At 38.1% G+C, this 25,640-nt stretch carries 25 protein-coding genes; 16 read left to right on the top strand and 9 right to left on the bottom strand.

What is annotated here, in order from left to right; genetic code table 11:
* Positions 1-39: 39 nt before the first annotated feature.
* Positions 40-588, bottom strand: coding sequence for a DinB family protein (locus GJU32_RS00570; protein ID WP_155590019.1), 549 nt, complete (start codon positions 586-588; stop codon positions 40-42).
* 112 nt (positions 589-700) lie between these two features.
* Here GJU32_RS00570 and GJU32_RS00565 point away from each other — a divergent pair, with 112 nt between their 5' ends.
* Positions 701-1,198: a GNAT family N-acetyltransferase gene (locus tag GJU32_RS00565; protein WP_155590018.1), complete on the top strand. Its 498-nt coding sequence runs from the start codon at positions 701-703 to the stop codon at positions 1,196-1,198.
* Positions 1,199-1,245: 47 nt separating this feature from the next.
* On the opposite strand, the gene GJU32_RS00560 is transcribed toward GJU32_RS00565, so the two are convergent.
* Complete coding sequence (locus tag GJU32_RS00560; RefSeq protein WP_230874885.1) at positions 1,246-1,527, bottom strand: hypothetical protein; 282 nt, start codon at positions 1,525-1,527, stop codon at positions 1,246-1,248.
* Between the two features lie 115 nt (positions 1,528-1,642).
* Entirely contained in the window at positions 1,643-1,801 is a 159-nt protein-coding gene (locus GJU32_RS00555) for a YvrJ family protein (protein ID WP_155590017.1), read from the bottom strand.
* 174 nt (positions 1,802-1,975) lie between these two features.
* Here GJU32_RS00555 and GJU32_RS00550 point away from each other — a divergent pair, with 174 nt between their 5' ends.
* Together GJU32_RS00550 and GJU32_RS00545 are read left to right on the top strand one after the other, a co-directional pair.
* Positions 1,976-2,527, top strand: a complete 552-nt coding sequence (locus GJU32_RS00550) for an RNA polymerase sigma factor (RefSeq protein WP_155590016.1) — start codon at positions 1,976-1,978, stop codon at positions 2,525-2,527.
* Positions 2,528-2,530: 3 nt separating this feature from the next.
* On the top strand, positions 2,531-2,722 hold the full coding sequence (locus tag GJU32_RS00545) for a hypothetical protein (RefSeq protein ID WP_155590015.1): 192 nt from the start codon (positions 2,531-2,533) through the stop codon (positions 2,720-2,722).
* A 53-nt stretch (positions 2,723-2,775) separates the two neighbouring features.
* Here GJU32_RS00545 and GJU32_RS00540 read toward each other — a convergent pair whose 3' ends face one another.
* Positions 2,776-3,675 carry a 3-hydroxyacyl-CoA dehydrogenase gene (locus GJU32_RS00540; RefSeq protein ID WP_155590014.1) on the bottom strand — a complete coding sequence of 300 codons (900 nt, stop codon included), beginning with the start codon at positions 3,673-3,675 and terminating at the stop codon, positions 2,776-2,778.
* Positions 3,676-3,894: 219 nt separating this feature from the next.
* On the bottom strand, positions 3,895-4,791 hold the full coding sequence (locus tag GJU32_RS00535; protein ID WP_155590013.1) for a copper oxidase: 897 nt from the start codon (positions 4,789-4,791) through the stop codon (positions 3,895-3,897).
* 342 nt (positions 4,792-5,133) lie between these two features.
* Between GJU32_RS00535 and GJU32_RS00530 the strand changes: the two genes are divergently transcribed.
* A complete protein-coding gene (locus GJU32_RS00530; protein ID WP_155590012.1) occupies positions 5,134-6,195 on the top strand; it encodes an S-layer homology domain-containing protein in 1,062 nt (353 codons plus the stop codon).
* 607 nt (positions 6,196-6,802) lie between these two features.
* Here the strand turns inward: GJU32_RS00530 and GJU32_RS00525 are convergent.
* Complete coding sequence (locus GJU32_RS00525) at positions 6,803-7,489, bottom strand: ZIP family metal transporter (RefSeq protein WP_230874921.1); 687 nt, start codon at positions 7,487-7,489, stop codon at positions 6,803-6,805.
* 234 nt (positions 7,490-7,723) lie between these two features.
* On the opposite strand from GJU32_RS00525, the gene GJU32_RS00520 reads away from it, so the two are divergent.
* Both GJU32_RS00520 and GJU32_RS00515 read left to right on the top strand, forming a co-directional pair.
* The gene (locus GJU32_RS00520) at positions 7,724-9,412 is read left to right on the top strand and encodes an FAD-binding protein (protein ID WP_155590010.1); all 1,689 of its coding nucleotides are present in this window, start codon (positions 7,724-7,726) and stop codon (positions 9,410-9,412) included.
* 137 nt (positions 9,413-9,549) lie between these two features.
* Positions 9,550-11,160: a GNAT family N-acetyltransferase gene (locus GJU32_RS00515; protein WP_155590009.1), complete on the top strand. Its 1,611-nt coding sequence runs from the start codon at positions 9,550-9,552 to the stop codon at positions 11,158-11,160.
* Positions 11,161-11,198: 38 nt separating this feature from the next.
* On the opposite strand, the gene GJU32_RS00510 is transcribed toward GJU32_RS00515, so the two are convergent.
* Entirely contained in the window at positions 11,199-11,816 is a 618-nt protein-coding gene (locus GJU32_RS00510) for a 3-ketosteroid-delta-1-dehydrogenase (RefSeq protein ID WP_155590008.1), read from the bottom strand.
* A gap of 223 nt (positions 11,817-12,039) precedes the next feature.
* Between GJU32_RS00510 and GJU32_RS00505 the strand changes: the two genes are divergently transcribed.
* The 9 genes from GJU32_RS00505 (at position 12,040) to GJU32_RS00465 (ending at position 21,822) form a co-directional block, all read left to right on the top strand.
* Entirely contained in the window at positions 12,040-13,641 is a 1,602-nt protein-coding gene (locus GJU32_RS00505; protein ID WP_230874920.1) for a Na/Pi cotransporter family protein, read from the top strand.
* Positions 13,642-13,709: 68 nt separating this feature from the next.
* Positions 13,710-14,159 carry an SACOL1771 family peroxiredoxin gene (locus GJU32_RS00500; RefSeq protein ID WP_155590006.1) on the top strand — a complete coding sequence of 150 codons (450 nt, stop codon included), beginning with the start codon at positions 13,710-13,712 and terminating at the stop codon, positions 14,157-14,159.
* 141 nt (positions 14,160-14,300) lie between these two features.
* Positions 14,301-14,936, top strand: coding sequence for a sugar transferase (locus tag GJU32_RS00495; RefSeq protein WP_155590005.1), 636 nt, complete (start codon positions 14,301-14,303; stop codon positions 14,934-14,936).
* A gap of 10 nt (positions 14,937-14,946) precedes the next feature.
* Positions 14,947-16,077: a glycosyltransferase family 4 protein gene (locus GJU32_RS00490; RefSeq protein WP_196426550.1), complete on the top strand. Its 1,131-nt coding sequence runs from the start codon at positions 14,947-14,949 to the stop codon at positions 16,075-16,077.
* Position 16,078: 1 nt separating this feature from the next.
* Positions 16,079-17,752, top strand: coding sequence for a GNAT family N-acetyltransferase (locus GJU32_RS00485; protein WP_155590004.1), 1,674 nt, complete (start codon positions 16,079-16,081; stop codon positions 17,750-17,752).
* Between the two features lie 22 nt (positions 17,753-17,774).
* Positions 17,775-18,479: a hypothetical protein gene (locus GJU32_RS00480; protein ID WP_155590003.1), complete on the top strand. Its 705-nt coding sequence runs from the start codon at positions 17,775-17,777 to the stop codon at positions 18,477-18,479.
* A gap of 4 nt (positions 18,480-18,483) precedes the next feature.
* Positions 18,484-19,476 carry a polysaccharide deacetylase family protein gene (locus tag GJU32_RS00475; RefSeq protein ID WP_155590002.1) on the top strand — a complete coding sequence of 331 codons (993 nt, stop codon included), beginning with the start codon at positions 18,484-18,486 and terminating at the stop codon, positions 19,474-19,476.
* Positions 19,477-19,826: 350 nt separating this feature from the next.
* Positions 19,827-20,819, top strand: a complete 993-nt coding sequence (locus GJU32_RS00470) for an arginase family protein (protein WP_155590001.1) — start codon at positions 19,827-19,829, stop codon at positions 20,817-20,819.
* Between the two features lie 115 nt (positions 20,820-20,934).
* Positions 20,935-21,822 carry a 5'-3' exonuclease gene (locus GJU32_RS00465; protein ID WP_196426549.1) on the top strand — a complete coding sequence of 296 codons (888 nt, stop codon included), beginning with the start codon at positions 20,935-20,937 and terminating at the stop codon, positions 21,820-21,822.
* A 173-nt stretch (positions 21,823-21,995) separates the two neighbouring features.
* Here the strand turns inward: GJU32_RS00465 and GJU32_RS00460 are convergent, their stop codons facing one another.
* Both GJU32_RS00460 and GJU32_RS00455 read right to left on the bottom strand, forming a co-directional pair.
* Positions 21,996-22,499: a C39 family peptidase gene (locus tag GJU32_RS00460; RefSeq protein WP_155589999.1), complete on the bottom strand. Its 504-nt coding sequence runs from the start codon at positions 22,497-22,499 to the stop codon at positions 21,996-21,998.
* A gap of 56 nt (positions 22,500-22,555) precedes the next feature.
* Positions 22,556-22,873 carry a thioredoxin family protein gene (locus GJU32_RS00455; protein ID WP_196426548.1) on the bottom strand — a complete coding sequence of 106 codons (318 nt, stop codon included), beginning with the start codon at positions 22,871-22,873 and terminating at the stop codon, positions 22,556-22,558.
* A gap of 379 nt (positions 22,874-23,252) precedes the next feature.
* On the opposite strand from GJU32_RS00455, the gene GJU32_RS00450 reads away from it, so the two are divergent.
* On the top strand, positions 23,253-25,637 hold the full coding sequence (locus GJU32_RS00450) for a 3-hydroxyacyl-CoA dehydrogenase/enoyl-CoA hydratase family protein (protein ID WP_155589998.1): 2,385 nt from the start codon (positions 23,253-23,255) through the stop codon (positions 25,635-25,637).
* Positions 25,638-25,640: the final 3 nt, after the last annotated feature.

Raw genomic sequence — 25,640 nt, 5'->3', positions numbered from 1 at the left:
ACCTAATGGGGGAAGACGATCATTTTAGGTCACTCCTTTTCATTTTTTTCCTATCATCTTTCCTACAATCTCAAAATGATGTCGCTCATGAATGGCCAACAACTGAATAGCTTGAATAAGGTTAGGATAATTGGCAATAGGATCTGGAAAAATAATATGCCCTGCAATATCCTCCTCGATATCTTTTACAAACTGTTGCAAAGCCAATGTTTCGTTAAGGAGTAATTGCTCGATATCATGACTACTTAGTGCAAAACGTATTTTCTTTGGTGGTACTAAAATTCCTGGGGCACGCATACCTTTTCCTTTGTTCGCTTGATATTCTTCAAAAATATTATGTATTTCAGTAGCGAAGGGCTTGTTCCTCCGCATTTTGGCGATTGGTAAAAGGAAAAAAGAATACTTGGTTGCTTTGTGGAGCATTTTGAAAATCAAATAAAGGTGATAAAAGTGTTCACCAATAGACCATTTATCTTCAAGTGTGCGTCGCCATAGTTCTTCCTTTGAAAGCGCATGAATAGCTGGTAAATAGTGAGTTCGTTGCTCCTGTAGTGTAAGAAAATGTTTGGCCATACTGTTAGATTTCATCGGTTTTTAATCTCCTTTGTTATTTTTATTTTAAGGAGGTTTCTGGAAAAAGTACATCAAATGCTATTCATGATGGTCGATAAAAATGAAAAGTGCTATGGGAGGAAATAGAATGCAAACTAGGCTTTTAACTGCAGCAGATGCTGGGATTTATCGGAATTTGAGATTGGAAGGACTACAAACGAATCCAGAGGCATTTGGCTCTAGCTTTGAGGAAGAAAAGGATATGCCGCTTGACTTGTTTGCAAGTAGACTCGAAGGACAGGGATCCTTTACATTCGGGGCATTTGAAAATGATGATTTGCTGGGCGTAGCGACATTGGTGCAGGAGAATAAAATGAAGCTAAAGCATAAAGCGAACATTTTCGCCGTTTATGTTTCTCCGAAAAAGCGAGGGCTTGGTTTAGGAAAACAGTTAATGCTAGAAGTCATTAATAAGGCAAAGGCACTAGCTGACGTTGAACAGATCAATTTAACAGTTGTGTCTGCCAATGATTCAGCAAAAGGGTTATACACTTCTTTAGGTTTTGAAGTGTTTGGGACAGAAAGGCGAGCGTTAAAAATAGGAACGCAATATTTTGACGAAGATTATATGGTGCTGTATTTCTAAAGCAAAAAAGCCTTTGAAGGTATCAAACCTTCAAAGACTTTACATTATTATGGTGTATGCCAATGGAACAATGTACATATAGCAATGAATAAAATAATACCTGCAATAAAAAGTGAAAGTAAAGAGCTAACAATGCCTACTTTCTTGATAAGTAACCATATACTTAGCACGATAATAATGATTGATAATGGGAGCGTTAGCCAAAATCCAAGATTGCCTAAAAATTCAATTTGAATGGGGAATGAATCGTAGTGGTAATTATAGGAAATACCTAGCATGAGAAAAATGGTCATGACAATATTGGTTGATATCATAATATTGTGATTCATAAAATCTCCTCCCATCTAAAAAGTATTTGTTCTTACTTATATTGTATGCAGATGCACAGTTTAGCCACACGGCAGCACTCTTTAAAAAGGGTGCTGCCGTAATTTTTTTTATCTATCATGAATCTCCGCTTTTTTCTAATAACTTTATGATGACCGCTTCTAAATTCTCAATTTTCTTCTCAAATCGCACAAAGAGATAGATGGTGATGGTGATAGGAAAACCAGAATTTCCAATTAGACTAATCCACAGTTGAATCGTTTCAGGTGTTAGCATGACATCTTCCTCCTTCATTATGGTTGTGCCTTTCATTTACTAAAAGTGAATTTATGCTTAATAAAATCAATAGCATTTGATAATTTTTAGAACATTTGTTCTGTTTTTGGTTTATAATAGATAGATGATATTCACTTTATTTAGCAAGAAGGCGGATATAGAGGAGTGATGGGTATGAGTAATGAATACCAAAGAATAGAAGAGTTTTTTTGCAGGAATATGGAACAAATCAAAAACCCAATTATTAAAAGTTTTTTAGCTGATGCTCAAAATCTTTATTTGGTTCAAAAAGCTATCTTATATCCAACCGATCGTAATATGAAAATGGTTGATGAAACTTTTCAATCACACTATATAAGGGTTCGGACAATAAAATATGTCAGTAATTTAATTTATTTCTACAGCTTGGATTTTGATAAAAAAAGGAGAAGATTGCAAAACCGTTACTTATTAATTGTAGATAATGGCTTATTAGAGACTGACAGCACCAGAGAAGGTGATAGGATTGGGAAAGGTTTATTAGACACGGTTGAAAATGAAAAGTTATTCATCTCGCTAAAAAAATTAACGCACAAGCAGCTTCAAATTTTAGAGATGATTTATGTTAAAGACTGCTCTATAAAAGTTATCGCTGAAACATTACAAACAACACCTCAGAATATATCCAATCTTCATCGAAAGGCATTAAAGAAGCTTCATCACATGCTTAGAAAAGAGGAGAAATAGACAATGGAAAACAAATATAATGAGGAGACGTTAATGATTATTGAGAACTTTATACCGAAAATTAAACAGTGTCTCCACCAAACAAGTTTTCAGGAAAGAGAGGACTTGGAACAGGAAATCAAGTTGAAAATTATTGAAAAGCTTGCAACAAAAGAATTTCAGGACACGCCTAGTTTTTGGGATTTTTTCACATGAACCAAAAATAGAGCAATGCTCCGTTTAATGCGGGCATTGCTCTTTCGGTATCATCAGCCTTTTAAGAAATTTGGTTGTGCAAAACTTGGGTTTGGATAGGTGTAGAAACCTTCACCTGTAGCACGACCAAGTTTTCCTTTATCGATGTACTCCGTTTTTAATAGGTTGGCTAATTTTTTCATGTTTTCATCGCTCGTAGCATTTGCTTTCGCTTCAACAATATTGTAAGCAGTGTTAATACCAACGATGTCTAAAATAGCGAATGGACCAAGTGGAGCGCCTGTACCAATCATCCATGTTTTATCGATTGTTTCTGGATCAGCCACTTCTTTTACTAGTAATGATTCAGCTGCATCTAAAAATGGCACTAGCAATGAGTTTAAAATATAGCCAGGTTGCTCTTTATATAATGGAAGTGGAACCATGCCGATTGCTCGTGCAAACTCAACAACCTCATCAAAAACCTTCATATCTGTACCAGGATGTTTCATAATTTCTGCAGTATTGTTTTTCCAAATTGTATTCGCAAAATGTAAAGCTAAAAATTTCTCAGGACGGCCAGTTGCTTCTGCAAATTGGCTAGGTAATAAAGTAGATGAGTTTGTCGCAAAAATTGTTTTTGCTGGAGCTACTTTGCCAAGAGTAGTGTAAAAATCTGTTTTGATGCTAACAACCTCAGGAATTGCTTCAATAACAAGATCAGCATTGGCAACGGCTTGTGCCAAGTCACTATTAAATCTAAGTCGTGAATAGGCAGCATCTACTTCTTCTTGTGTTGCACCTAAGTCTTGTTGATAAAGCGGTTTTAATTTTGTGATACGATCTTGTGCATTTTTTAGCGCCTCGTCGTTAATATCGTAAACCGTTACATTAAACCCTTTGAAAGCAGACTGATAAGCAATTTGGCTTCCTAAGACACCGCTACCTGCAACCGTAATGTTTTGATAATTCATCTAAATTCCTCCTTTGAAATTGCTACATTAATATAATAGTGTGGATATGTAGATAATCCTTACTTACAGTTCTATACTACTTCTATCACTGAATAAAAATCAAATGATAGACTCTAATATTATATAGATATAAAGTTTGTGCGATGTTCCTTTTCAAGTATGTACCCAACAATCAAGAAATATAACGTAAAAAAGAACAGCAATTAAGCTGCCCTCATGTTAAAGGTAATTCACGGTAGTAAACATGCCACCAATACCTGGAGCTCCATTATTGGTAACGTGATGAGGCATATGACAATGCATGGGCCAGATACCAGGGTTATTCGCTATAAAGCAAATATCCCATGTTTCACCAGATGCCACAAGAATGGTGTTTTTCGCGATTTGTGTATGGCTAGCTATGGGAAAACCATCTGCTCCAACAACGTGAAATTGGTGACCGTGTAAATGGATGGGATGATGATGCATCTGAATATTGCCAAAACGAATTTTTACAGTATCACCCAAATGTACGGCTAATGGCTTTGTGAAAGGATAGCATTTGCCATTGATCGTGAAGAAATTAAATGCAGGCTTAATGAAGTTTAAAGGATACGTACCTTTTGTAAGCTTCCCCCAGGATAATTGATCTATAGCCCATTCTTGTAATAGACACAGATAATCCTTGAAGTGAGGGGTGTTTCGCAAGCTTGATTCTTCTACAATAAAGCCGCCTAATAGCCCAGCATTATCCTGCACAGGCACATTCACATGGGAATGATACATATATGTACCTGGGGGATTTTTAATTGTAAAGTGATAATCGAAATAATGCCCTGGTTCGATAAAGGGTGAAGGTTCGATGGGTGGTACACCATCCATCATGTTCGGGACGATTAAGCCATGCCAATGAACACTAGTTTTTTCAGGAAGGCGGTTGATAACACGAATACATACACGATCGCCAGGATACACACGAATCGTAGGACCAGGCGTGGAGCCATTATACCCCCATGCTTGAATAGAAATTCCATCTACAAGCTCCCACGTTATTTCTTCTGCAATCAAAGTGAAAAACTTCGTCCCATCTATTTGCAAGACATAGGGTAAATCTTTAATGCCAGGGGTGATCACCATTGAGAAACCTCCTGTAAGCATGATTTTCTATTGTATGTTTGTAGTTGTTAAATTTAGGACATATAAGGCTAGTGACTTTTATAGCATCTATGACTAGAAACACATATAAAAATCATGGTAGTAATCAATGGATGGAGGTAATATTATTAAATTTTTCTAGAAATAATAAAAAATTATCTTGTTGCTTATTTGAATGCATGCAGAGATGAAATAAGAAGTAGTAAAATTTTAATATGTAATAAATAGGTCTTTTTTATAATTATTATATAATTTACATATTTTTATAGATTTACTAACTACTGTTTTAGTACACTGAATTTATGAATCGAAGGAGGAAGAACGATGAAGAAAATAATGTTAGCTGGCGCACTAAGTATTGCCTGTTTTACAGGAGGATTTGCTGGACAGGCACATGCGCAGGAAGCTGTGAATGTGGCAAGTATTATCCATCCAAAGCAGGCTGTTGCAGCCACTAGTCAATTACAAGCAATGTCCTATCAAGATATCTATAAAATGCTATTGTTATCTAAAATAGGATTTGAGAATGATGAAGTCACGATTGTGACAACAAAAAATAGTATTACAGTAAAGATTTCTTTAGAGGCGATCCTTCAATCCTACAAGGATGGCACAAACCTCTACCCAGAGGGAGAAAAAGAGTTTAAGGAAAACTATGAGGAATTTAAGAAAGTTTTCGGTAATGCGATTCAAATAAAAATTACACAAACTGGTAATGGTTATAAGAGTGAAATCTACACGGCTGGCAAATGGGAAGCTGTTAGTGCGGAAGATTTAAATGATATGGTAACGGTATTTGCTCGTGCAGATGTCGAGCTAAAACCAGGGGGTTATTTCAAGGATGCTATTGGTCATTGGGCAGAGAGCTATATCCAATTACTATATCAAGCAGATATGATTAATGGGACAACGGCAACGACCTTTAATCCAAATGGACAAGTGACTCGTGGAGAACTTGCAGCTATTATTTTCCGCGCATCAGGCTTAAATGTGAATGAAGATTATGAGGGACCTGCTACTTATACAGATCTTAATGGCTTTTGGGGTGCAAAGGAAGTAGCGATTTTAGAAGAGTATGGCTTGATTGATATTTTTAATGGCGAAAAATTTGAGCCGAAAAAGCCTGTTACACGTGAGGAAATGGCATACATTACTGCTAAGTACTTAACTGCTATGGAAGTTGACCTTTCGCAAGTAAGTAAAAACAACACGTTTACAGATAAAAATCAAATGCGCAATGAAACCATAGAGGCTATTGGTCTATTGCAGCATTTAGGAATTTTAAATGGCACGAATGGCAAGTTCAATCCAAAAGGAAATCTTACTCGTGCAGAGGTTTCTAAAATTTTAACACTTACTTTAATGCTATTTAGTGAAGAAGAATAAGAGGGTGTCAACAAAAGGAATCGAGAAGCTCAAACTCGATTCCTTTTGTCTTTTTTTCTTCTATGAATAGGTTTAAAAATGGTGATTTTCTATCCGTTTAATCATACTCTTCAAGCATAAGAACTCTTTTAAGCTACCTACTATGTCCAAGTTGCCAGTTTCTTTAAATTTTTGGCAGCAAAAGTAAGCATCACCTGCATGGACTCTAGTTTTTGTACTAATTGATCAATCGTTAACATTTATAATTGTTCACGTTCATTGATTTGATTCTTCATCATCATGATTCATCACCTTGAAAGTATATTTTTTATCAATATATGAATAGGGAGTTCTTTATGTAGAAGTTGATTGGAACGAAGGGCGGCGACTCCTGCGGGAAAGTCGAGATCCTGGACTGAGCGGATGTTTTCTGTACGAAAGTGAAGCGGCAGTAACAGAGCGAGGGAAGCAGCTCGACCCCGCCCGCGGAAAGCGTCCGCCCGTAGTGGAAATCAACGGCTTTACTTTATTTCATTGTAAAAGAAAAAAGACTGTAGGCAAACTCTCAAATTTTTTGAGTTTGTCTACAGTCTGGAGGGTGTCTCAAGTGAACATGGAGACACCTTTTTTAATCGACAAGTATATGGAAAATATAGCTCAGTAGATAGCCTAATAGGAGATACATGAAAAAAGCTTTGGCGGAGACCGACCGAAGTTGATGCAAAATAAATTCAGAAATGCTGGCTGTAGCAATTAATCCTATAGAAACGCCCATTAAAATGCCCTGAGCTTTGTCAGTTAAAGCCCAATATTGACCAAGCCAGATGAAAATACTAAAGAAAATGGAGAAGAGAAAGAAATAAATGAAAAGTCTCCATAGTTTTTCACCCTGAGAAATGAGTGCTGTTGATAGGGCAAAGCCTTCAGGAACATGATGAAGAATAATAGAGGCTGTGAGAGAAATACTTAACGCTGCATTTCCAAGTAAATTTCCGACAGTGAGACTAATAGGTATTGTATGGATAATCATAGCAAGGGTTAGTAGAGAGACAGAGGGGTTTTGCGAATGAGAAGCATGAAATAAGGTGTCTAATAGTTGAAAGATGAAATAGCCAATAAAAATACCCAGTATTATACCGAATGATTGATAGATTTGAAATGAAGAAGGGATGATATCTAGAACAAGCAAGCCTACTAAAAAACCGCCACATAATAATGATAATCCTTGTGTTGTATGCTGAAATAGCTTAGAGAAAACCCAGGCAATCGCGCCCCCAATGCTCACACTGAAAAAAAGAAATCCACCAAGTATCATTGCACTCACCTGTAAAATTCCTCCGCCCTATCATAAACTTAATGCCGTTTTACCAACTATATGCTAAGTAGAAATGAATATGCTTACAGCAACGTTTCTTAAAATATGTTTATTGCTTATGAATGTAGGAAAATGACGAACTTATTAAATTGACTGAATATTAGTTTAATTCTATACTTTTTAATAGAAAGACTATGTTCATCGATTTAGCTCACGAAGGGGAGGAATGGTTGCATGAAATGGGATGTAAGTTATGATGTGGTGGTAGTAGGTTCTGGAGCTGCGGGATTGACAGCAGGTTTAACCGCAAAGTTACAGGGATTGAAATCATTAGTGATTGAAAAAACAGATCGTTATGGTGGAGCTTCTGCTATTTCAGGTGGGGCCTTATGGATTCCGAATAATCATGTCATTAAAGGGGCAGGTGTTCCAGATACACATGAGCTTGCCCGCCAATACTTAGATTCAACAATTGGTGATCGTGTACCAGAAGCTTTGAAGGAAGCCTATATTACGAGGGGACCCGAAATGTTACGTTTTTTATATAATAAAACAAAGCATATGCGTTTCCAATATGCAAAGGGCTATTCTGATTATTATCCCGAAAAACCAGGTGGCTTGTCACAAGGGCGTTCTATTGAACCACTTATTTTCGATTTAACGAAAATAGGCTCTTTAGCGAATACTATGCGTCGTGCAACGCTATCAACAAAAGGCTTCACGATGAATAGCTACGAGTTTCATAAGGTAAATATGATTACAAGAACGTTAAAAGGAAAAACAACTGCGCTGAAGTTAGGGATGCGCCTAGTCAAATCAAAGGTGACGAAGAGTGATCCAGTAGCGTTGGGAGAAGCTTTAGTAGCACGTTTACGACTGTCTCTTGCGGAAGCGAATGGCGAGCTTTGGCTATCGACTGCCTTTAAAGATTTCATTATGGACAAGGAACGAGTTATTGGTATTGTTGCTGTGCGAGATGGACAAGAGCTACGAATTGAGGCGAAGAAAGGTGTTGTTCTTTCATCTGGTGGTTTTTCACAAAATCAGACACTTCGTGAAAAGTATTTACCAGGCCCAACGAATGTAGCCTGGACTTCTTCACCAGAAGGGCAAACAGGGGATATCATTGAGCCTGGTGTAAAAATTGGTGCTACATTAGATTTAATGGATAAGGTGTGGGGAGCGCCCTCTGTTATTGATCCTCAAGGACAACCCTTCTTTCTTGTGGCAGACAGGGGTGTACCAAATATGATCGTTGTAGATAGCGTAGGACAACGTTTTGTCAATGAAGCGGCACCCTATCATGAATTTGTAGATACGATGTACGAGCATCAAGAAACAACCAAGCTTGCTGTTCCTTCCTGGATTTTGATTGATGCCTCTGCTAAAAGTCGTTATATTTTTACAGGGTTGTTCCCAGGACAAGCCTTTCCAAAAAGTTGGTTTGATCATGGTATCGTGAAAAGTGCAGAGACGATTGAAGAGCTTGCTAAAGAAATGGATGTGCCAGCTGAGAGCCTACTAGGGACAGTGAATCGTTTTAATGACTTTGCACGGAATGGTCATGATGATGATTTTTCTCGAGGAGATAGTGCCTATGATAATTACTATGGCGACCCAACCTTGCCAAATCCAAATTTAGCAGAGATCAAGAAAGCTCCGTTCTATGCATTGCGTCTGTTTCCAGGAGATATAGGCACAAAGGGTGGCTTGGTAGTGGATGAATATGCTCGGGTGATAAAGGGAAATGGCGACCCAATCAAAGGGTTGTATGCTTCAGGCAATTGTTCAGCGTCTATTATGGGAGAAACGTATCCCGGACCAGGCGCAACCATTGGACCTGGTATGACATTAAGCTATGTAGCGACAACACATATGGCAAAGGTAATAGCAAAAGAAGAGGCATCACTTGTAAACGTATAAATTGGACGAAACCCTTCCGACGTATTTGATGAGGAAGGGTTTTTACATGGGGATAATGTTCTAACACTTTCTTGCTAGGAATATAGTGGCTACTAAATGTATGGCGCCGAAAACGGAAAAAGGAGCGATTGAGTACGTTGCTAGCTTATAGACTCATCACGGACATTGAAGCGTTAGAACCTTATAGAAGTACTTGGTCAGGGATACTTGAACGAGTGCACAATAATAATCCGTTTATTGAGTACGAATGGATCTCAACGTGGTGGACAACACTAGGGGTTCATGACAATGTAGAGATTTATGTAGTCGAACATCAAGGTATGGCCATTGCTTTTTTTCCGTTCGTTCATTCCGTGAGATATGGAATGCATCATTTTAGCTTTTTAGGACAAGGTTTTGCGACCTATATGGAAGTGATTGCAGAGAAACAATGGCTAGAACGGTCGATTGACTTCCTATTGAAGGAGCTTTCACAAAAATATAAGCGTTATTTAATGGTGTTACAAGGGTTGTTAGAAAGTAAAGGTACCTCTCAAACACTAGAAAAGTATGCGATAGAATATCAGATGTCTTATTCTATATTTCGAACTGTAACATCCTATATAGATTTTCAATCGATCTCATTAGATGAGTTTCTGAAAAAGCACCGGAAAAAATTTAAAAGCTTGAAGCGTCGTGAACATAAATTAAAGTCACTTGGTCAAGTAGTCTTTCAAGGTGTGAAGCATAATCATATACAGGACATGTTTACGTTATTTACGAGAAGATGGCAAAAGAAAATTGATAAAAGTGGTTTTACAGAAAAGCAAACTCGCTTATTTTATGAGCGATTAGCCAAAACCAACAGCAAGGCATTTCAGGTAGAGGTTGATAGCTTACAATTTGAAGGACATTGGATTGGTTTTACGATTGATCTATGCTGTAGAGAGCGTAATTTTTGTCTGGCAATGGGTCATGAGCCTGATTTCAATAGGTTTGGTCCAGGTCGCATCATTGAAAAAGAAAACATGCTAAAAGCACACGACTCAGGCTATCGTTACTATGATTTTGGAAGCGGCTATGAACCCTATAAGTTTGAGTGGTATACACATATTGATTTTACAAGAAAATTCATTATGAGTACAAAAGGAACCAAAGAGCGTTTTATTCGATCATGTATGGTATTACGGGATCAGCTAAAAGGTAAATTAACGAATAATCATCAGCTAGTGAAATTGAAGCGGGACAGATTAGGAGAGCTGCGTTATTTTGTGAAGAATGCAAACGTAAAAGATTGGTTAAGCACCATAAAGAAAGTGCTTCAACGTATCGTAGCAGTTCACATTTTAGATGTCTATATCGCGCAGCAAAAAGAAGAAAAAGGACTAATGAACTTTCATGAGGTACAAATGAAGGATATTATGAGGATGAATAAGCGACCAAACTATGTTACTCATTTTTATAAGGGATATAGACTTTTTGGATATAGCGATGAAATCGTATATAGGAGACACGATAAAATAGCATCTGAAGAATCGGTTGGCTATTCGTATGAGCTTGCATCCAATGTGTCGTTTATAAGAGAATATGACAGTCAGCGATTAGCCGAAATTGTTGCTGATGTGCAGCGCGAAGGGAGAACTGTTTGTACGTTAGCCCCATGGTACGATGGACGCAGGCGAAGAAAGCTCGTGCAGGCAGGTTTTCATAAAGTAGCCAAAATCAACATAGTAAAGCTATTCAAATGGCGAAAAATATATCAATGGTAAATAACAATACCCTCAGCAAAAATGCTGAGGGTATTTCTTTAAAAATGGATGCCAGGTTTATCGATAAGCTTACAGCCTGTACCATATTTAGCTTTTAGTGCACCTTTGAACTGAGTATGTTCTAGCTCAGGGAAAGTTTGTTTCCAAAGTTCAAAGACATTCTGACTAGATGCTTTGCCATCCTTTGTTAGTCGTGCAATATGGAAGCCATATTCATCATTACAACGAGCTAACGGACGATTTTCACGTACTGTAATGATTCGACCACTTGAAGTCATTTCATATAGTCCTTCATAGCCAGCAATAGCACGGCTTTCTTCTTGACCTTCAACTACAATTTCTTCTTTTTCTTGTGTTGGCGCTAGTTGAGCCTCCGTTGTTACTTCACTTTCAGTAGGCTCTGCTACGCTGTTTTGTGTTGGAAGCTGTTCTACTATGACAAAATCTTTTTTGGACGCCTTATCACTCATTGTCGCCATAACGTTCATAATAGAGCCAACATAGCGTAATGGCTTATCTTTTCCTTCTTCAAAAACAAAAATATTATAATCGGTTTTATTAATCTTTTTCATAATAATATTGCCTGTTGTGATAGTAAAACCGATGAACTTGTTCTTTTTTAATGCTTGTACTGCTTCTTGCTTTGTTAAAATCATTTTGAAAATCTCCTAAAGAATTATTTATTCTATTCTACCATAAAAATTATGACATTGTTTTTCGTAAAATAATGGTTGATTTTGTACGATAAAGGAAAACGACCCTATTTTCTCAAATTTAATAGTGGTACTATTAAGAATGTTTGAGTAATAAAACTCCTTAAAAGAGGAGCCGTACATATTTGGAGACTATTAAGTAGGGAGTGTTGATAGATTGATCAATGTGATAGGGGGCATCGGTTTATTTTTACTTGGTATGACGATGCTAACTAACGGTTTAAAAGAACTGGCAGGAGATGCCTTAAAAAAATGGCTGAATCGTTTTACAGGTGGGACCATTAGCTCTGTTTTATCGGGTACTTTCATGACGATGTTAGTGCAATCCTCCACTGCCACAACCTTGATTACAATTGGTTTTGTCAGTGCTGGACTCCTAACGTTTGTACAATCAATTGGTGTCATTATTGGAGCGAATATCGGGAGTACAAGTACTGGTTGGATTATTTCATTAATCGGCTTCAAGATTAATATGCAGACCATGTCGCTGCCTTTTATTGCACTTGGTGTGTTTGTACAATTGCTCGCACCACGCGATTACAAATCAGTTGGGGGGCTTGTTACTGGTTTTGGTTTATTATTCTTAGGTATAGATGTCCTCCAAGGAGGAATGGCAGCTGTACAAGACAAAATTCCATTCGATGCATTTGATGCAGATTCTATTAGTGGAAAACTAATATTAATTGTTTTGGGTCTTGTCATGACTGTCATTATGCAAGCTTCCAGTGCAGCAATAGCGGCTACTTTAACAGCCTTATATGCGGGAGCTATTGATTTTGAACAGGCTGCCTATTTAGTAATCGGGCAAAATATTGGTACGACTGCTACTGCATTATTTGCAGCGATAGGCGCATCAACAGCAGCTAAACGAACAGCTGTGACACATGTCTTGTTTAATGTAGTTACTGCTATCATCGTGACATTTGGTGCAACGTTTATGTTTACATTGACCAAATTTGTCACAAAATCCATCAATGGTAGCTTCGATGAGACACTGGGCATTGCTGTTTTCCATACATTATTTAGTGTCATTGGAGCGATACTTTTTGTGCCATTTGTTCGTCCTTTTGCAAAGGCTATTGAAAAAATGATATCTGAAAAAGGGAACCATTTAACACGTAATTTAGATGATAGTGTAGCTAAATTACCTGGAGTAGCTGTAGAGGTTTCCTTTAATACATTACAGGACATTACCAAAGAATTGACGACTGTTATACTAGCTCTTATTCAAGGGAAGAAGCGGACAGCTGAAACAGACAGTAAATTGGCTCAAATTGATGAAGCAATTGAAAAATCACGTTTATTTATGGATGCCATACAATCTTCTTCACAAAAGGAACGTTATAAGCATATTGCCCTTCTACATGCAATAGATCACTTATACCGTTTGACGAAGGCGTTACGAGAACAACATCCTAACGCCTTCCAATTGCAGACTACATTAACTCAAAAGTGGTTGGAAGTATTGGAAAAAGTACTACTGATAATCGATGAGGATGAACGCTTGCCTGAGATTGCAGCCTTACTTGAGGTTACTTCATCTGAATTGGCGGTAGTTCGCCGTGATAAACGAAACGCCTATTTCGAGCACACTGTTGAAAATGTGGTAGAGTTAGAAACAGCCGTATCGAAAGTGGAGGCTTTGCTATGGATTGACCGTCTGGTTTATCACTATTGGCGTACAATGGCTCGCCTTGCTGAGTACCAAAACGTGACAAAAAAAGGTCGCCTTGTTGAGACAGAAAAAAACACAGTAATAATTGAATAAAGGGAATGCTCGTCTTACGAATGTGAGCGGGCATTTTTCTTAGCTCACTAAATAAAGGAGGATATAGAATGGTTCAGCATAAATTTACAATGGGCTTGACTTGGTCAGATGGTAGAAATGGCACAGGGAACATCACTGCAAGCAATCTGCAAACACAAATTTCTATTCCTCGGGAAATGAATGGACCTGGCATTGGTACAAATCCTGATGAAATGCTCTTAGGTGCGGCGGCAACCTGTTATTTAATAACATTAGCTGCCCTCCTTGAAAGATCAGAAATTGACGTGCTGGAATTATCCATGCAGGCAGAAGGATTTGTCAGCGTAGAAAATGGGGTTTTTACTTATGAAAAAATTGTCCATAAACCAAAAATTATTGTTCAAGAACTATCAGAACATCTTGAAAGAAGAATTGATCGCCTAGCACAGAAGGCGGAACAAACATGTATGATAAGTAAAGCATTAAAAGGCAATGTTGTGATTGTATGTGAGGCTCAAATTTTGGAAACAAGCATATAATAAGGCAACAGGAGTTATTCAGCATGTGTCGCTGACATAACTCTTTTTTTGTATAAAGTAAGCACTTTTTTTTAATAGTTCTAGAAATATTCAAAATGAATATATAGTGTTAAGTGCTAAAAAAATGCAAAGGATGATGTATTGCACGTTCAGACAGCTCAGAATCTCACATTCTATGGTCAGTACGGCAAAAGAATATTTGATATTGTAGGGGCATTATTTTTACTTTTCATGACAATCCCTCTGATGCTAACTGTATTCCTCATTTTACTCATGACGACAGGTCGCCCCATTTTCTTCAAACAAATACGAACTGGCCTTGAGCATCACCGCTTTGTGATTTGGAAGCTACGAACAATGTGTATACAGGCAGTTCCAGTGAATATGCCTGCTATTTGTGCCAATGGTATCCCTGATGATTATTATTTTAAAACAGAGCAAGATACACGGATCACAAAAGTGGGGGCTATCCTTCGAAAGCTAAGTATTGATGAAATCCCACAACTTTTAAATGTGTTGAAGGGTGATATGAGCATAGTAGGTCCACGTCCAGAGGTTCCAACGATTACGAATGCTTATAACCCTTTGCAGGCTCGACGTCTGGAGGTAAAGCCAGGCTTAACGGGCCTTGCACAAATTAACGGCAGGTCTAATATTTCACATGGACAAAAAATTTCATATGACATTGAATACGTTGAAAATTATTCCTTTTGGATGGATGTCCAAATTTTGTTGAAGACACTTTATGTCGTAGTAGCAAGAACAGGTGCCTATTAAAAAATAAGGAGTGGCAGAACTGAAAATCGTTCAGCTTATTACACGAATGGATAAAGTTGGAGGAGCGCAAAAACATGTGGAGGCACTTGCTATCCAGCTTAAACAGGATGGGCATGAAGTCACAGTAGTAACAGGCTGCTATCAGCCATCACTGTGGCGTTTACAAGAACAACAAATTCCCGTCATCAGTATTCCTGCCTTGCAACGAGCTATTCATGTAACAAAAGATTTTCAGACATTCTGGCAATTAAGAGCTCTCTTCAAAAGTATACAACCTGATGTTGTAGCCACCCATTCATCCAAAGCAGGTGTGATAGGTCGTATAGTTGGTAGCTTACTACGTATTCCAACTGTTTTTACTGCACATAGCTGGAGTTTTACAGAAGGTGTTCCACAAAAGAAAAAGCTGCTTTATCATCGGGTGGAAAAGTCGGTTCAGCTATTTACTACCAAAATTATTACTGTGTCTGAATATGACCGGGAACTAGCACTAATGAAGAAGGTAGCTCCATCTCATAAATTACTGACCATCCATAACGGCATTGACCCAATTGAGAAAAGCTCGACAACAGAAAAGACATGTATGGAGCAGCCAGTCATTGTCATGGTTGCTCGTTTTGAAGTGCCGAAAAGACAGGATGCATTGCTAAAAGCTTTAGAGGAGCTGACAGATATTCCATGGCAGCTTCAATTAATTGGAGATGGTTCACTTCGTCCAGCTCTAGAGGAATTCGTTGAACTGCATGGTTTAACGAATCGTGTAACGTTTTTAGGCAATCAATTAGACGTTCATTCTTATCTAGAGAAAAGCCATTTATTTGTTCTGTTGTCTGATTGGGAAGGCTTGCCGATTTCCATTATTGAAGCGATGCGTGTAGGTCTTCCAATTATTGCAACAAATGTAGGTGGTGTTAAAGAGCTAGTTTCAGATGGTGGCAATGGATTTTTAGTGGAGCGAGAAGATAACGAATTATTGAAGAAGCGACTTCATCAATTGTTAATGGATGTCGCTTTAAGACAACAAATGGGGGAGGCAAGTGAACGCCGTTATTTACAGAATTTCACGTTCACGCCCATGTATCAAAAAACAGTAACTGTTTATCAACAGGCTGTTTTAGAACTAGCGAAGAAAGGGGATTAAATTGCAATTAATTTGCATTAGAACAGATGATGAGCTTATGTGGTACAAGGAAATTTGGGATGGCATTTTAGAAGCAGAGGAAAATGATAATCCATTTATAGAATTTGCTTGGTTTTATAATTGGTGGCAAATTGTAGGTCGTAAAGAACGTGTCGAGCTTTATGCCATTGAACATGAAGGGACGATCATTGCCTTTTTCCCCTTTACCGTGTCAGTTCGATGGGGGATAAGGGTGTATAGCTTTGCAGGTAAAAATATAGCGAACTATACAGGGGTTGTTGCCAAACAAGAATGGTTACTGCAAGTAACGACCTTTGTATTCGATGAATTGATTAAAAAGTATCGGCACGTTATTTTTTCATTGAATGGCTTATTAGAGAGTAAAGTGTCTACAAAAATCTTGGAGCAATACTTCGTTGAAAGACAATTACGAGCGAGTATTTTCCGTGTTGTGACACCATACCTTGCTTTTTCTGAAGTAGACTTTCAGCACCATTACAAGCAACGTAGAAAAATGCATGGTGTCGATAGGCGGGAACGTAAGCTACGAAACCTTGGCTCTTTAACAAGGCGAGTGCCTTCACGGGATGAGCTTTGGCAAATGTTTCGATTGTTTGATAGACGATGGGCAAAAAAGATTGATACGAGTGATTTTACAAAGGGCAAGAAAAGAGATTTTTTTGAGCGTTTAACAATGCTTAAAGGAGAGGCATTGCATGTGGAGGTCGATGCACTTGTCTTTGAAAACCAATGGATTGCTTTCACATACGGCCTTTGCTGTCGAGGTCGTTATGTCACTTATGCTCTTGCACATGAACCTACATTTAATTTATTTGGTGCTGGCCGTATAGTCAATCAGGAAACCATCCAACGGACGTTTGCTGACAATTATCGCTTATTTGATATGAGCATAGGCTATGAACCTTACAAATTTGACTGGCGTTCCAGCATTGATTTTACAAGACATATGCTTGCCAGCGGTGGTACAAAGCGTACAAATTTACTGGTAGGTTTTTTAACGTTGAAGGAAAGACTCAAGGAATATGTAAAAGGCAATCAGCGAGTTGTAGATTGGAAACGCAATACACTTGGTCAATTACGTTATTTAGTAAAGTATGGAAAGGTAAAAGATTGGCTAGAATATGGACAACAATTCGTAGAAAGATTTATTCGTGTGAAACAAGTGAATTTATATGAATTATCCCCATTAGAGGATGTATCGCCACAGCAGCCTATCGGTCATTTATTTGAAGAAATGTCGATTCAGGAAGCGATGCAGCTTGATCAAGAAGAAATCATTGCCCTCTTTTATAAGGGATACACAATTTATAAAGACTCCTTTGCGGAAACGAATAAGCCAGCGTTTGCGTTACATGCCACAAATTGGCGAGTCGATTCATTGGAAATGGTAGAACCTTTACCGAAGCAAACCTATTTTTTAGCCTATGATGTTTTCAAGCAGATCGATATTATTACAGCGTATTTCCGAAAAATAAAACCAGCTCAAACATTGTGGGTAACGGCAAGCTTTTGGCAATGGCGAAAGCGTAAGCGCTTAGTACAGCTAGGCTATAAACCTATTTCTCGAATGAAACATTATAAATTCGCTCGTTTTGAGCGACATCGTGTAGAAAAATATACAGAGAGTGGGGGCGATGTTCATTCTGTCCATTAAAAGTAAGCGATGGAATATCGCAATGCAACATTTTTATTTTCTAGAAAAGCCAGCGAATGTTCGAAAATCAATGAAGGTAGTAGGTTATACACATTCATTGGTACCTAGCCGAAAGCTTGTTAAAAGCGAAACGGTTCACATTCATCTTCAAGAGCATGAACTTTCATTGTATTTAGCACTTTCTGAAGGAAATCGAAAAATTTTACGCCGTGCCGAAAAGGAATTTTATCAAGTTATATTGTATAAAGAGCCTTCCATGGAAAATTTGCGAGCCTTTCAGCAATTTTATAATCATTTCGCCAAAAGAAAAAAGCTTGAAACGATTGGCAAGTCGCAAATGGAAACAATATTGCTCCTAAATGAACAGGGGGCTTTATTATTATCTGAGATCCAAAGTATTTGTGGACAAACACTGTGCTATCGATTGGATATTGTGCATGAGAAAAAAGCAATGTCCTATTATGAGGCAACTTGTCATGCATCAGCTTTGCCTGCTCGTTTAAAACGACCTATCCGTTATGCCAATCGATTTTTAATCTGGCATAACCTACTGCATCTAAAGGAGCATGGTTTTATGCTATATGATATGGGCGAGTTAACAGAAAATCGAAATGTACGAGCCTTTAAACTAAGCTTTGGTGGACAGGTTGTCCATGTTTACTCAGGCTACATTATCCAATCAAAAATACGTGCACTGTTACTTGGTGTGCAAAAATGGAGGAAGTAGCTACATGAATGGTGGGGGTCTCGTTATTTCATTAGATTTTGAGCTGAATTGGGGTGTCCATGATGTATTTCGATATGGACAATACAATAAAAACCTATATGGTGTACGTAAAGCCTTGCCCAGGATACTAACGTTATTTGAGCAATATGACATACACGCGACTTGGGCTACAGTCGGATTATTATTTGCAGAATCAAAGGCAGAAATGGCTCATTATTTACGAGGTATCCCTGTGAAATATGACAATATGCGCTTTGCTGCACATACCCAGCTAGCAAAAGTAGGCGAAAATGAACAAGAGGATCTCTTGCATTTTGGTAAATCGTTAATTGAGGGTATTAAACGTACACCACATCAGGAAATAGGTAGTCATACCTTTTCTCATTTCTATTGCTTGGAAAAAGGTCAAACAGAAGCAGCCTTTTGTGCAGACTTACACGCGACAAAAACCATTAGTGAGGGGTATACCGCTCCTATGAAATCAATTGTCTTTCCTCGCAATCAAGTAAACAAAGACTATTTAACAGCATGTTTAGAAGCAGGCTTTGTTTGCTACAGAGGTACTGAAAATCATACTTTGTACGATGCCCAAAAGTTTACGAAGAAGGGTAGGCTTATGGGAGCCAAGAAGTGGCTAGATAGTTATTGGAATCTAACTGGTCATCATATGGCGACACTGGAGGAAATGCAAGAGGAACAACTAATTAATATTCGGTCAAGTGCCTTTTTAAGGCCTTATTGCAGTCCGCTACGTGTATTCGAAGGTTTAAAAGTGAAGCGTATAAAGGAAGGCATGTTAGAGGCAGCAAAGGCACAAGCATTTTATCATTTATGGTGGCATCCTCATAATTTTGGTAAGCATGTGGATAAAAATTTAGCGATGCTTGAGGAACTATTATGTTATTTTCAAGAATTGCGCAGCCAATATAATTTTCAAAGTTATGCCATGTATGAGGTCGCAGAACTTTGCGAAAGCCTCTCTAAGCAGCAGAAGTAGTAGACTAGTTTGGTTGTTCAAAGAAGGATAACTCGCTCATTAAAGTTGTCAAAGCACGCCAAAAATGTAGTCAACTGCTCCGAAATAGGGGAAAGGTAATCAAAATAGTGGTGTTTTCACGTAAAGCACCTACTGGTATATGGTTTTTGCTAAGCAAACTGGTATCTAGTTTGCTTTTTTTTGTATAAGGAGAAAAGTTAGAAAGAAAAGAGGAAAAAAGAAAAACGATGACGAAGATGAATGTACGAATGGTACTATTACAATAGAAAATAAATGGTAGGACATTTTGAGGAGAGTGAGAGTTGGTGTAGGCCAATTCAACTTGAATAGAAAAGATATGAAGGTGGTAGATGAATATGTTTATACAACCAGAATGCCAATGGAAGCAAGAAAATGGTTCAGCCATGCATCAATGGATTAAGCAGCAAACAAATCCAAACCCAAATGATGTGGACATTGTCTTATATGGAGCTCTATTATCATATGCAGGTGGAGCATCCACAAAAGCGCAATACCCAACCGCATTTCGTAAAGTTTGGCCAAGTTTTCAATCGTATAATTTAGATGAGCAGGTAAATTTACGCGCACTGTCAGTCGTTGATATAGGGGATGTTGCGATTCATGAACAAGATAGAATGCTTTCAGAATCTGCCATCGAGGCTGCCGCTGAAAATTTAAGCATTGCCTTTCAAAAAAGCTTTACTTGTTTGATTGGAGGAGATCATGCGATTACCGCCTGTTCCCTAAGAGGTATAAAGAATGCTTTTCCGCAAGATCGCATTGGTATTATTCAAATTGATACACATCTAGATGCAAGAAACCAAGAGGAAGTTGGTTTAGCGCAAGATTCTCCAATCCACCAGTTAATTGCAGCAGGGGTTGTTGAGGGGAAACATGTGTATAATGTCGGTTTGCATGGTTTTTTCAACTCACCTGAAATGATTCATTATGCACGAGAACAGGGGATTCATATGATTACGTTAAAACAGATGCGACGTGATGGTATTCAGCTCACAATCCGTGAAATGCTGCGTCAGCTTATGTATGAGGTAGATCGCATTTATGTTTCAGTTGATTTAGATGCACTCGATATTATGTTTGCACGAGATGTCCCAGCTGCAACACCAGGTGGTTTAACGGCCTATGAGTTATTTGATATCCTCAAGCTTATTGGTGAAAATGAAGGGGTTCGTCATATTGATTTTGTTTATGCTGACCCAAGGGAAGGAACATTGCGACCAGAAACAGTGAAGATCGGTGTCACGGCATTTTTACAATGGTTAACAGGTATTCAACTGGATCATCGCAATCGCATCTCGAAAAAAGGGAAAGTTTCGTTGTAAAGCAAGTGAATTTCCGTGTATTAACAATGCTGAATAGTGAAAGTTTGCTATAATGTTTAAGTAGGAAACAATAAATAGATACAAACTTTGTATTGTAATAGAGAGGGAATTCATGATGACAACAAAACCAAAACTATTGATTATCGACGGGATGGCACTGTTATTCCGTTCATTTTTCGCATCAGCTGCAATGGGACATTTTATTCGTCTTGCAGATGGTACACCGACTAATGGCGCCCAAGGATTTGTGCGACATGTACTAACGGCACAATCGATCATGAAGCCAACGCATATGGCTGTTTGCTGGGATATGGGAGCACATACATTCCGCAATGATTTATTTGACGGCTATAAAGCGAATCGCCCAGCACCACCAGAGGAAATGTTGCCTCAATTTGATATGGCGAAAAATCTATCGCAGCAAATTGGCTGGCAAAATTTCGGTGTAAAGGGCATGGAAGCTGATGATTTAATTGGCTCTATGATTACTAAATGGCAGGACAAGGCAGATATTACCGTTATTAGTGGAGATAAGGATTTGCTTCAGCTTTTAAAACCATCTACCGAGATTGCTTTTATGAAAAAGGGCTATACTGAGTACGATATATATACACATGCACGCTTTAAAGAAGAATATAGTATTGAGCCAGAACAGTTTGCACAGGTTAAAGCCTTTATGGGAGATACAAGTGATGGCTATCCAGGCGTCAAAGGCATTGGTCCTAAGCAAGCACTCACGTTAATTCAAACATATGGCTCGATTGATAAGATTCTAGCGTCCCTTGGCGAATTAAAGCCAGGTCAACGAACAAAAATCCAAGAAAACTTGGACATGTTAAAATTATCGCATGTACTTGCAACAATTCAAACGAATGTCCCAATTGAAGCAGATATGACAAGCCTTGTTTTACCGAACTATGAACCACAAATTTTTAAAGAGATAGAAGAGAGTGGCTATACGTTAATTGCGAAGCATGCCCGCTCATTGTATTCTCTTATTTAATTCATCATCGCAGAGTATAGCAATATGCTCTGCTTTTTTTTATTGAAATTATCGGTGGAGTAGAAAATAGTCTGGAAGAAACATATCGTACTGCTGATATTTTTGCGGAAGTGATATATGATGCACTGAAAAAGAGCAAGTAAAATAATGTGTTATCCATTATTTTATTTGCTCTATGGAGGTGTCATTTTAACAAAAGATAATACTTTTTCATTATCTTTATAGAGTGCATGACGTATTGTACTGTCACGATTTGGTCCACCATTATCATGAAACACTAACCATAGCTCATCATTTTTTATGTCATAGCCAATAAGGGGTACCCAATGATAGGCGAAGGTCGATTTTTTATCCCGCCACCGAAGGCTAAAATAGCGATCAAAACGGATAGCAACAGGGCGACCTGCATCTATTTCCTGTAATGCTTCTTTTAATGAACAAGTTCGGATATCCCAGGTTGGTTGCAGTCGGCGGAGGTTGCGAATAAGTCGCCATTTGAATAAACCAATTTTTGTGCCACCAAGTTGTTTATAAAGTTCATTAATAGAAGGAACTGAGTCGTTCAAATAGTTTAAAATGACGTGAATTGTAGTAGGTCCACAGGCAGAATGACGATAGCTTGGTGCAATGGATGGATCATATTGTGATTTGCCGCGTAAAGCCAGTTGTTGGCGCATGATGGTCTCCTTTCAAAAAGCGCTGCATTTCATGAAGAAATGCAGCGCTTTATTTTTTATTGTTCAGCAGATAAGAATTCTGTTACTTGTTGAGGTGATTTTGCATTGGCACTGTGTAAGTGAGCAAGTTTTTCACCGTTTTGGAAAATCAATAAGCTTGGGATACCCATAACATCATATTTGTCTGCGATTTCTGGAAGCTCATCACGATTTAACTCATACCAGTCATATTGGTTGTACTCTTCAATGATTGGATCGATGAACATATCCATGCGTGTGCAATCTGGGCACCAACCAGCGTAAAATTTCACTAGTACTTTTTGGTCACCAGCGATTAGTTCGTTAAATTGTTCTGCAGTAGTAATTGTTTTCATTAAATATTCACTCTCCTTGCTTACCATTCTACACATTTTTCTCATAACCTGAAAGTTTTCTGTTTGGCCATATCGATAGCTACATATTGTCTGCTTTTTGCTCGTAAAAAACAAAATAAGATATATATTGCAAAAATAATTCTTGAAAAAAGATTGCTAAATTAGACAAAATAATCTACACTAAAAACAGAAAAGTAGTTTTATCTTCATTCATTGAGAAGTGTATTTAAGAACGGAGATAAACCTTAGTCGTGCTTGGTTGAATGGAGTAAATCTAATTCAACAAAAGGACAAAAAATTCACTAAGGTACACTTGATATTTTTTTGGCCAAAAAATGAATGGCTATTCATTCAATGGGAGAATAAGGGGGAATTGCTTGTGACTTACAACATTAAAAAAGCGGCTGTTCTAGGTTCTGGGGTGATGGGCTCTGGGATTGCAGCACATTTAGCAAATATCGGTATACCAACTTTACTATTGGATATTGCACCGAAGGAGCTGACTCAAGAGGAAGAAGCAAAGGGTCTTTCTATAGAGCATCCAGCTGTAAGAAATCGTATTGTAAACGGAGCTTTGCAAAAGTTATTAAAGCAAAAGCCAGCACCACTTACTTCTAAGAAAAATTTATCACTACTAACGGTTGGCAACTTTGAAGACGATTTAGGGAAACTAAAAGATGTAGATTGGATTATCGAAGTTGTCGTAGAAAATTTACCAATTAAACAAAGCCTCTATGAAAAAATTGATGCTATTCGTACACCAGGAACAATCATTAGTTCAAATACATCAGGTATCAGTATAAATGCGATGGCAGAAGGACGCTCAGATGATTTTAAAAAGCATTTTTTAGGAACACATTTTTTCAACCCACCTCGCTATTTAAAATTATTAGAAGTAATTCCTGCCAATACAACTGCGCCTGAAGTGGTGAACTTCATGAAAACGTTTGGTGAAGATGTGCTTGGTAAGGGTGTTGTTCTTGCGAAAGATACACCCAACTTCATTGCTAATCGAATTGGAACATACGGCTTACTCGTAACTTTACAGGAAATGTTAAAAGGTGGTTACTCAGTTGGTGAAGTAGACTCAGTAACAGGTCCGCTTATTGGTCGTCCGAAATCAGCAACTTTCCGTACACTAGATGTTGTTGGTTTAGATACATTTATTCATGTAGCAAAAAATGTCTACGATCAAACAACAGGTGAGGAGCAACAGGTATTTACTGTACCTGAATTTTTGCAAAATATGGTCACAAACGGATGGCTAGGAGCAAAGTCAGGTCAAGGTTTCTTCTTAAAACAAGGTAAAGAGATACATGAGATTGATCCATTAACATTAACGTATAGCACAGCAAAAAAATTAAAGACACCTTCTATTGAAATGGCGAAACAAACTCGTGGGCTGGCTAATAAAGTCAAGGCATTAACATATGCGAAGGATCGTACAGGCCAGTTATTATGGGGGATTTTTGCACCGACATTAATTTATTCTGCTCAGCTACATGGTGAAATTGCGGATGATATTGTAGCCATTGACAATGCAATGAAATGGGGCTTCGGCTGGCAACAGGGACCATTTGAAATTTGGGATGCTATTGGCGTGAAGGAATCTGTAGAGAGAATGGAGGCAGAAGGTCGAGAAGTACCTGCATTTGTGAAAGAAATGTTAGCAAATGGCTTTGAGACATTCTATTCCGAAACAGATGGCGATTTAGCTTATTACGATGGTTCACAATATGTGAAAGTACCAGTTAATGAAAAAGAGATTAATCTAAAACGTTATAAGAAAAAGCACGGTGTTATTAAATCTAACACAGGTGCTAGTTTAATAGATTTAGGTGATGGCATTGCTTTACTTGAATTCCATTCCCAATCGAATGCTATTGGTTTAGATATTATCCAAATGATCAACTTTGCAGTGGATGAAGTGGAGGCTAATTATAAGGGCTTAGTCATTGGTAATCAGGGGAAAAACTTCTGTGTTGGCGCAAATCTAGGGATGATTTTAGTAGAAGCACAGGATGATAATATCTTTGAGCTAGATTTTGTGATTAAAGCATTCCAAGATGCCATGCAAAAAATCAAGTATTCGCGTAAGCCAGTTGTGGCAGCACCTTTTGCTATGACATTAGGTGGAGGAGCAGAGGTTTGCTTACCAGCTGCACACATTCAAGCTACGATGGAAACATATATGGGCTTAGTGGAAGTGGGCGTTGGTTTAATTCCAGGCGGCGGTGGAAATAAAGCGCTTTATCAAAAATTCCTAAAGGGCTTACCGAATGGCGTTGAGGTAGACTATCAACATATTGCTAATAAAGTATTTGAAACAATTGCAATGGCGAAGGTTTCAACATCTGGTGAGGAAGCACGTGAAAATAACTTCTTAAACTTTGCAGATGGTATTTCTGTGAATCCAGATCATCAATTATATGATGCGAAACAAGCTGCATTAGCACTTTACGAAGCAGGCTACAAACAACCAGTACCAACAAAAGTGCCAGTAGTTGGCGCATCAGGCTACGGTACATTACTCATCGGTGCACAAGGTATGTTTGAGTCAGGCTTTATTAGTGAACATGATTTAAAAATTGCTAAAAAACTAGCTTATGTAATTGCAGGTGGTAAGGTTCCATACGGCACATTAGTTGATGAGCAATATCTATTGAACTTAGAGCGTGAGGCATTCCTAAGCCTTGTTGCTGATCCGCTTTCTCAGCAAAGAATGCAACACATGCTATTAAAAGGTAAACCACTTCGTAACTAATTG

The organism is Lysinibacillus cavernae (assembly GCF_009724685.1).
GTDB classification, from domain to species: domain Bacteria; phylum Bacillota; class Bacilli; order Bacillales_A; family Planococcaceae; genus Lysinibacillus; species Lysinibacillus cavernae.
The sequence above is the reverse complement of the archived record's forward strand: the minus strand, read 5'-3'. Positions and strand labels throughout refer to the sequence as shown.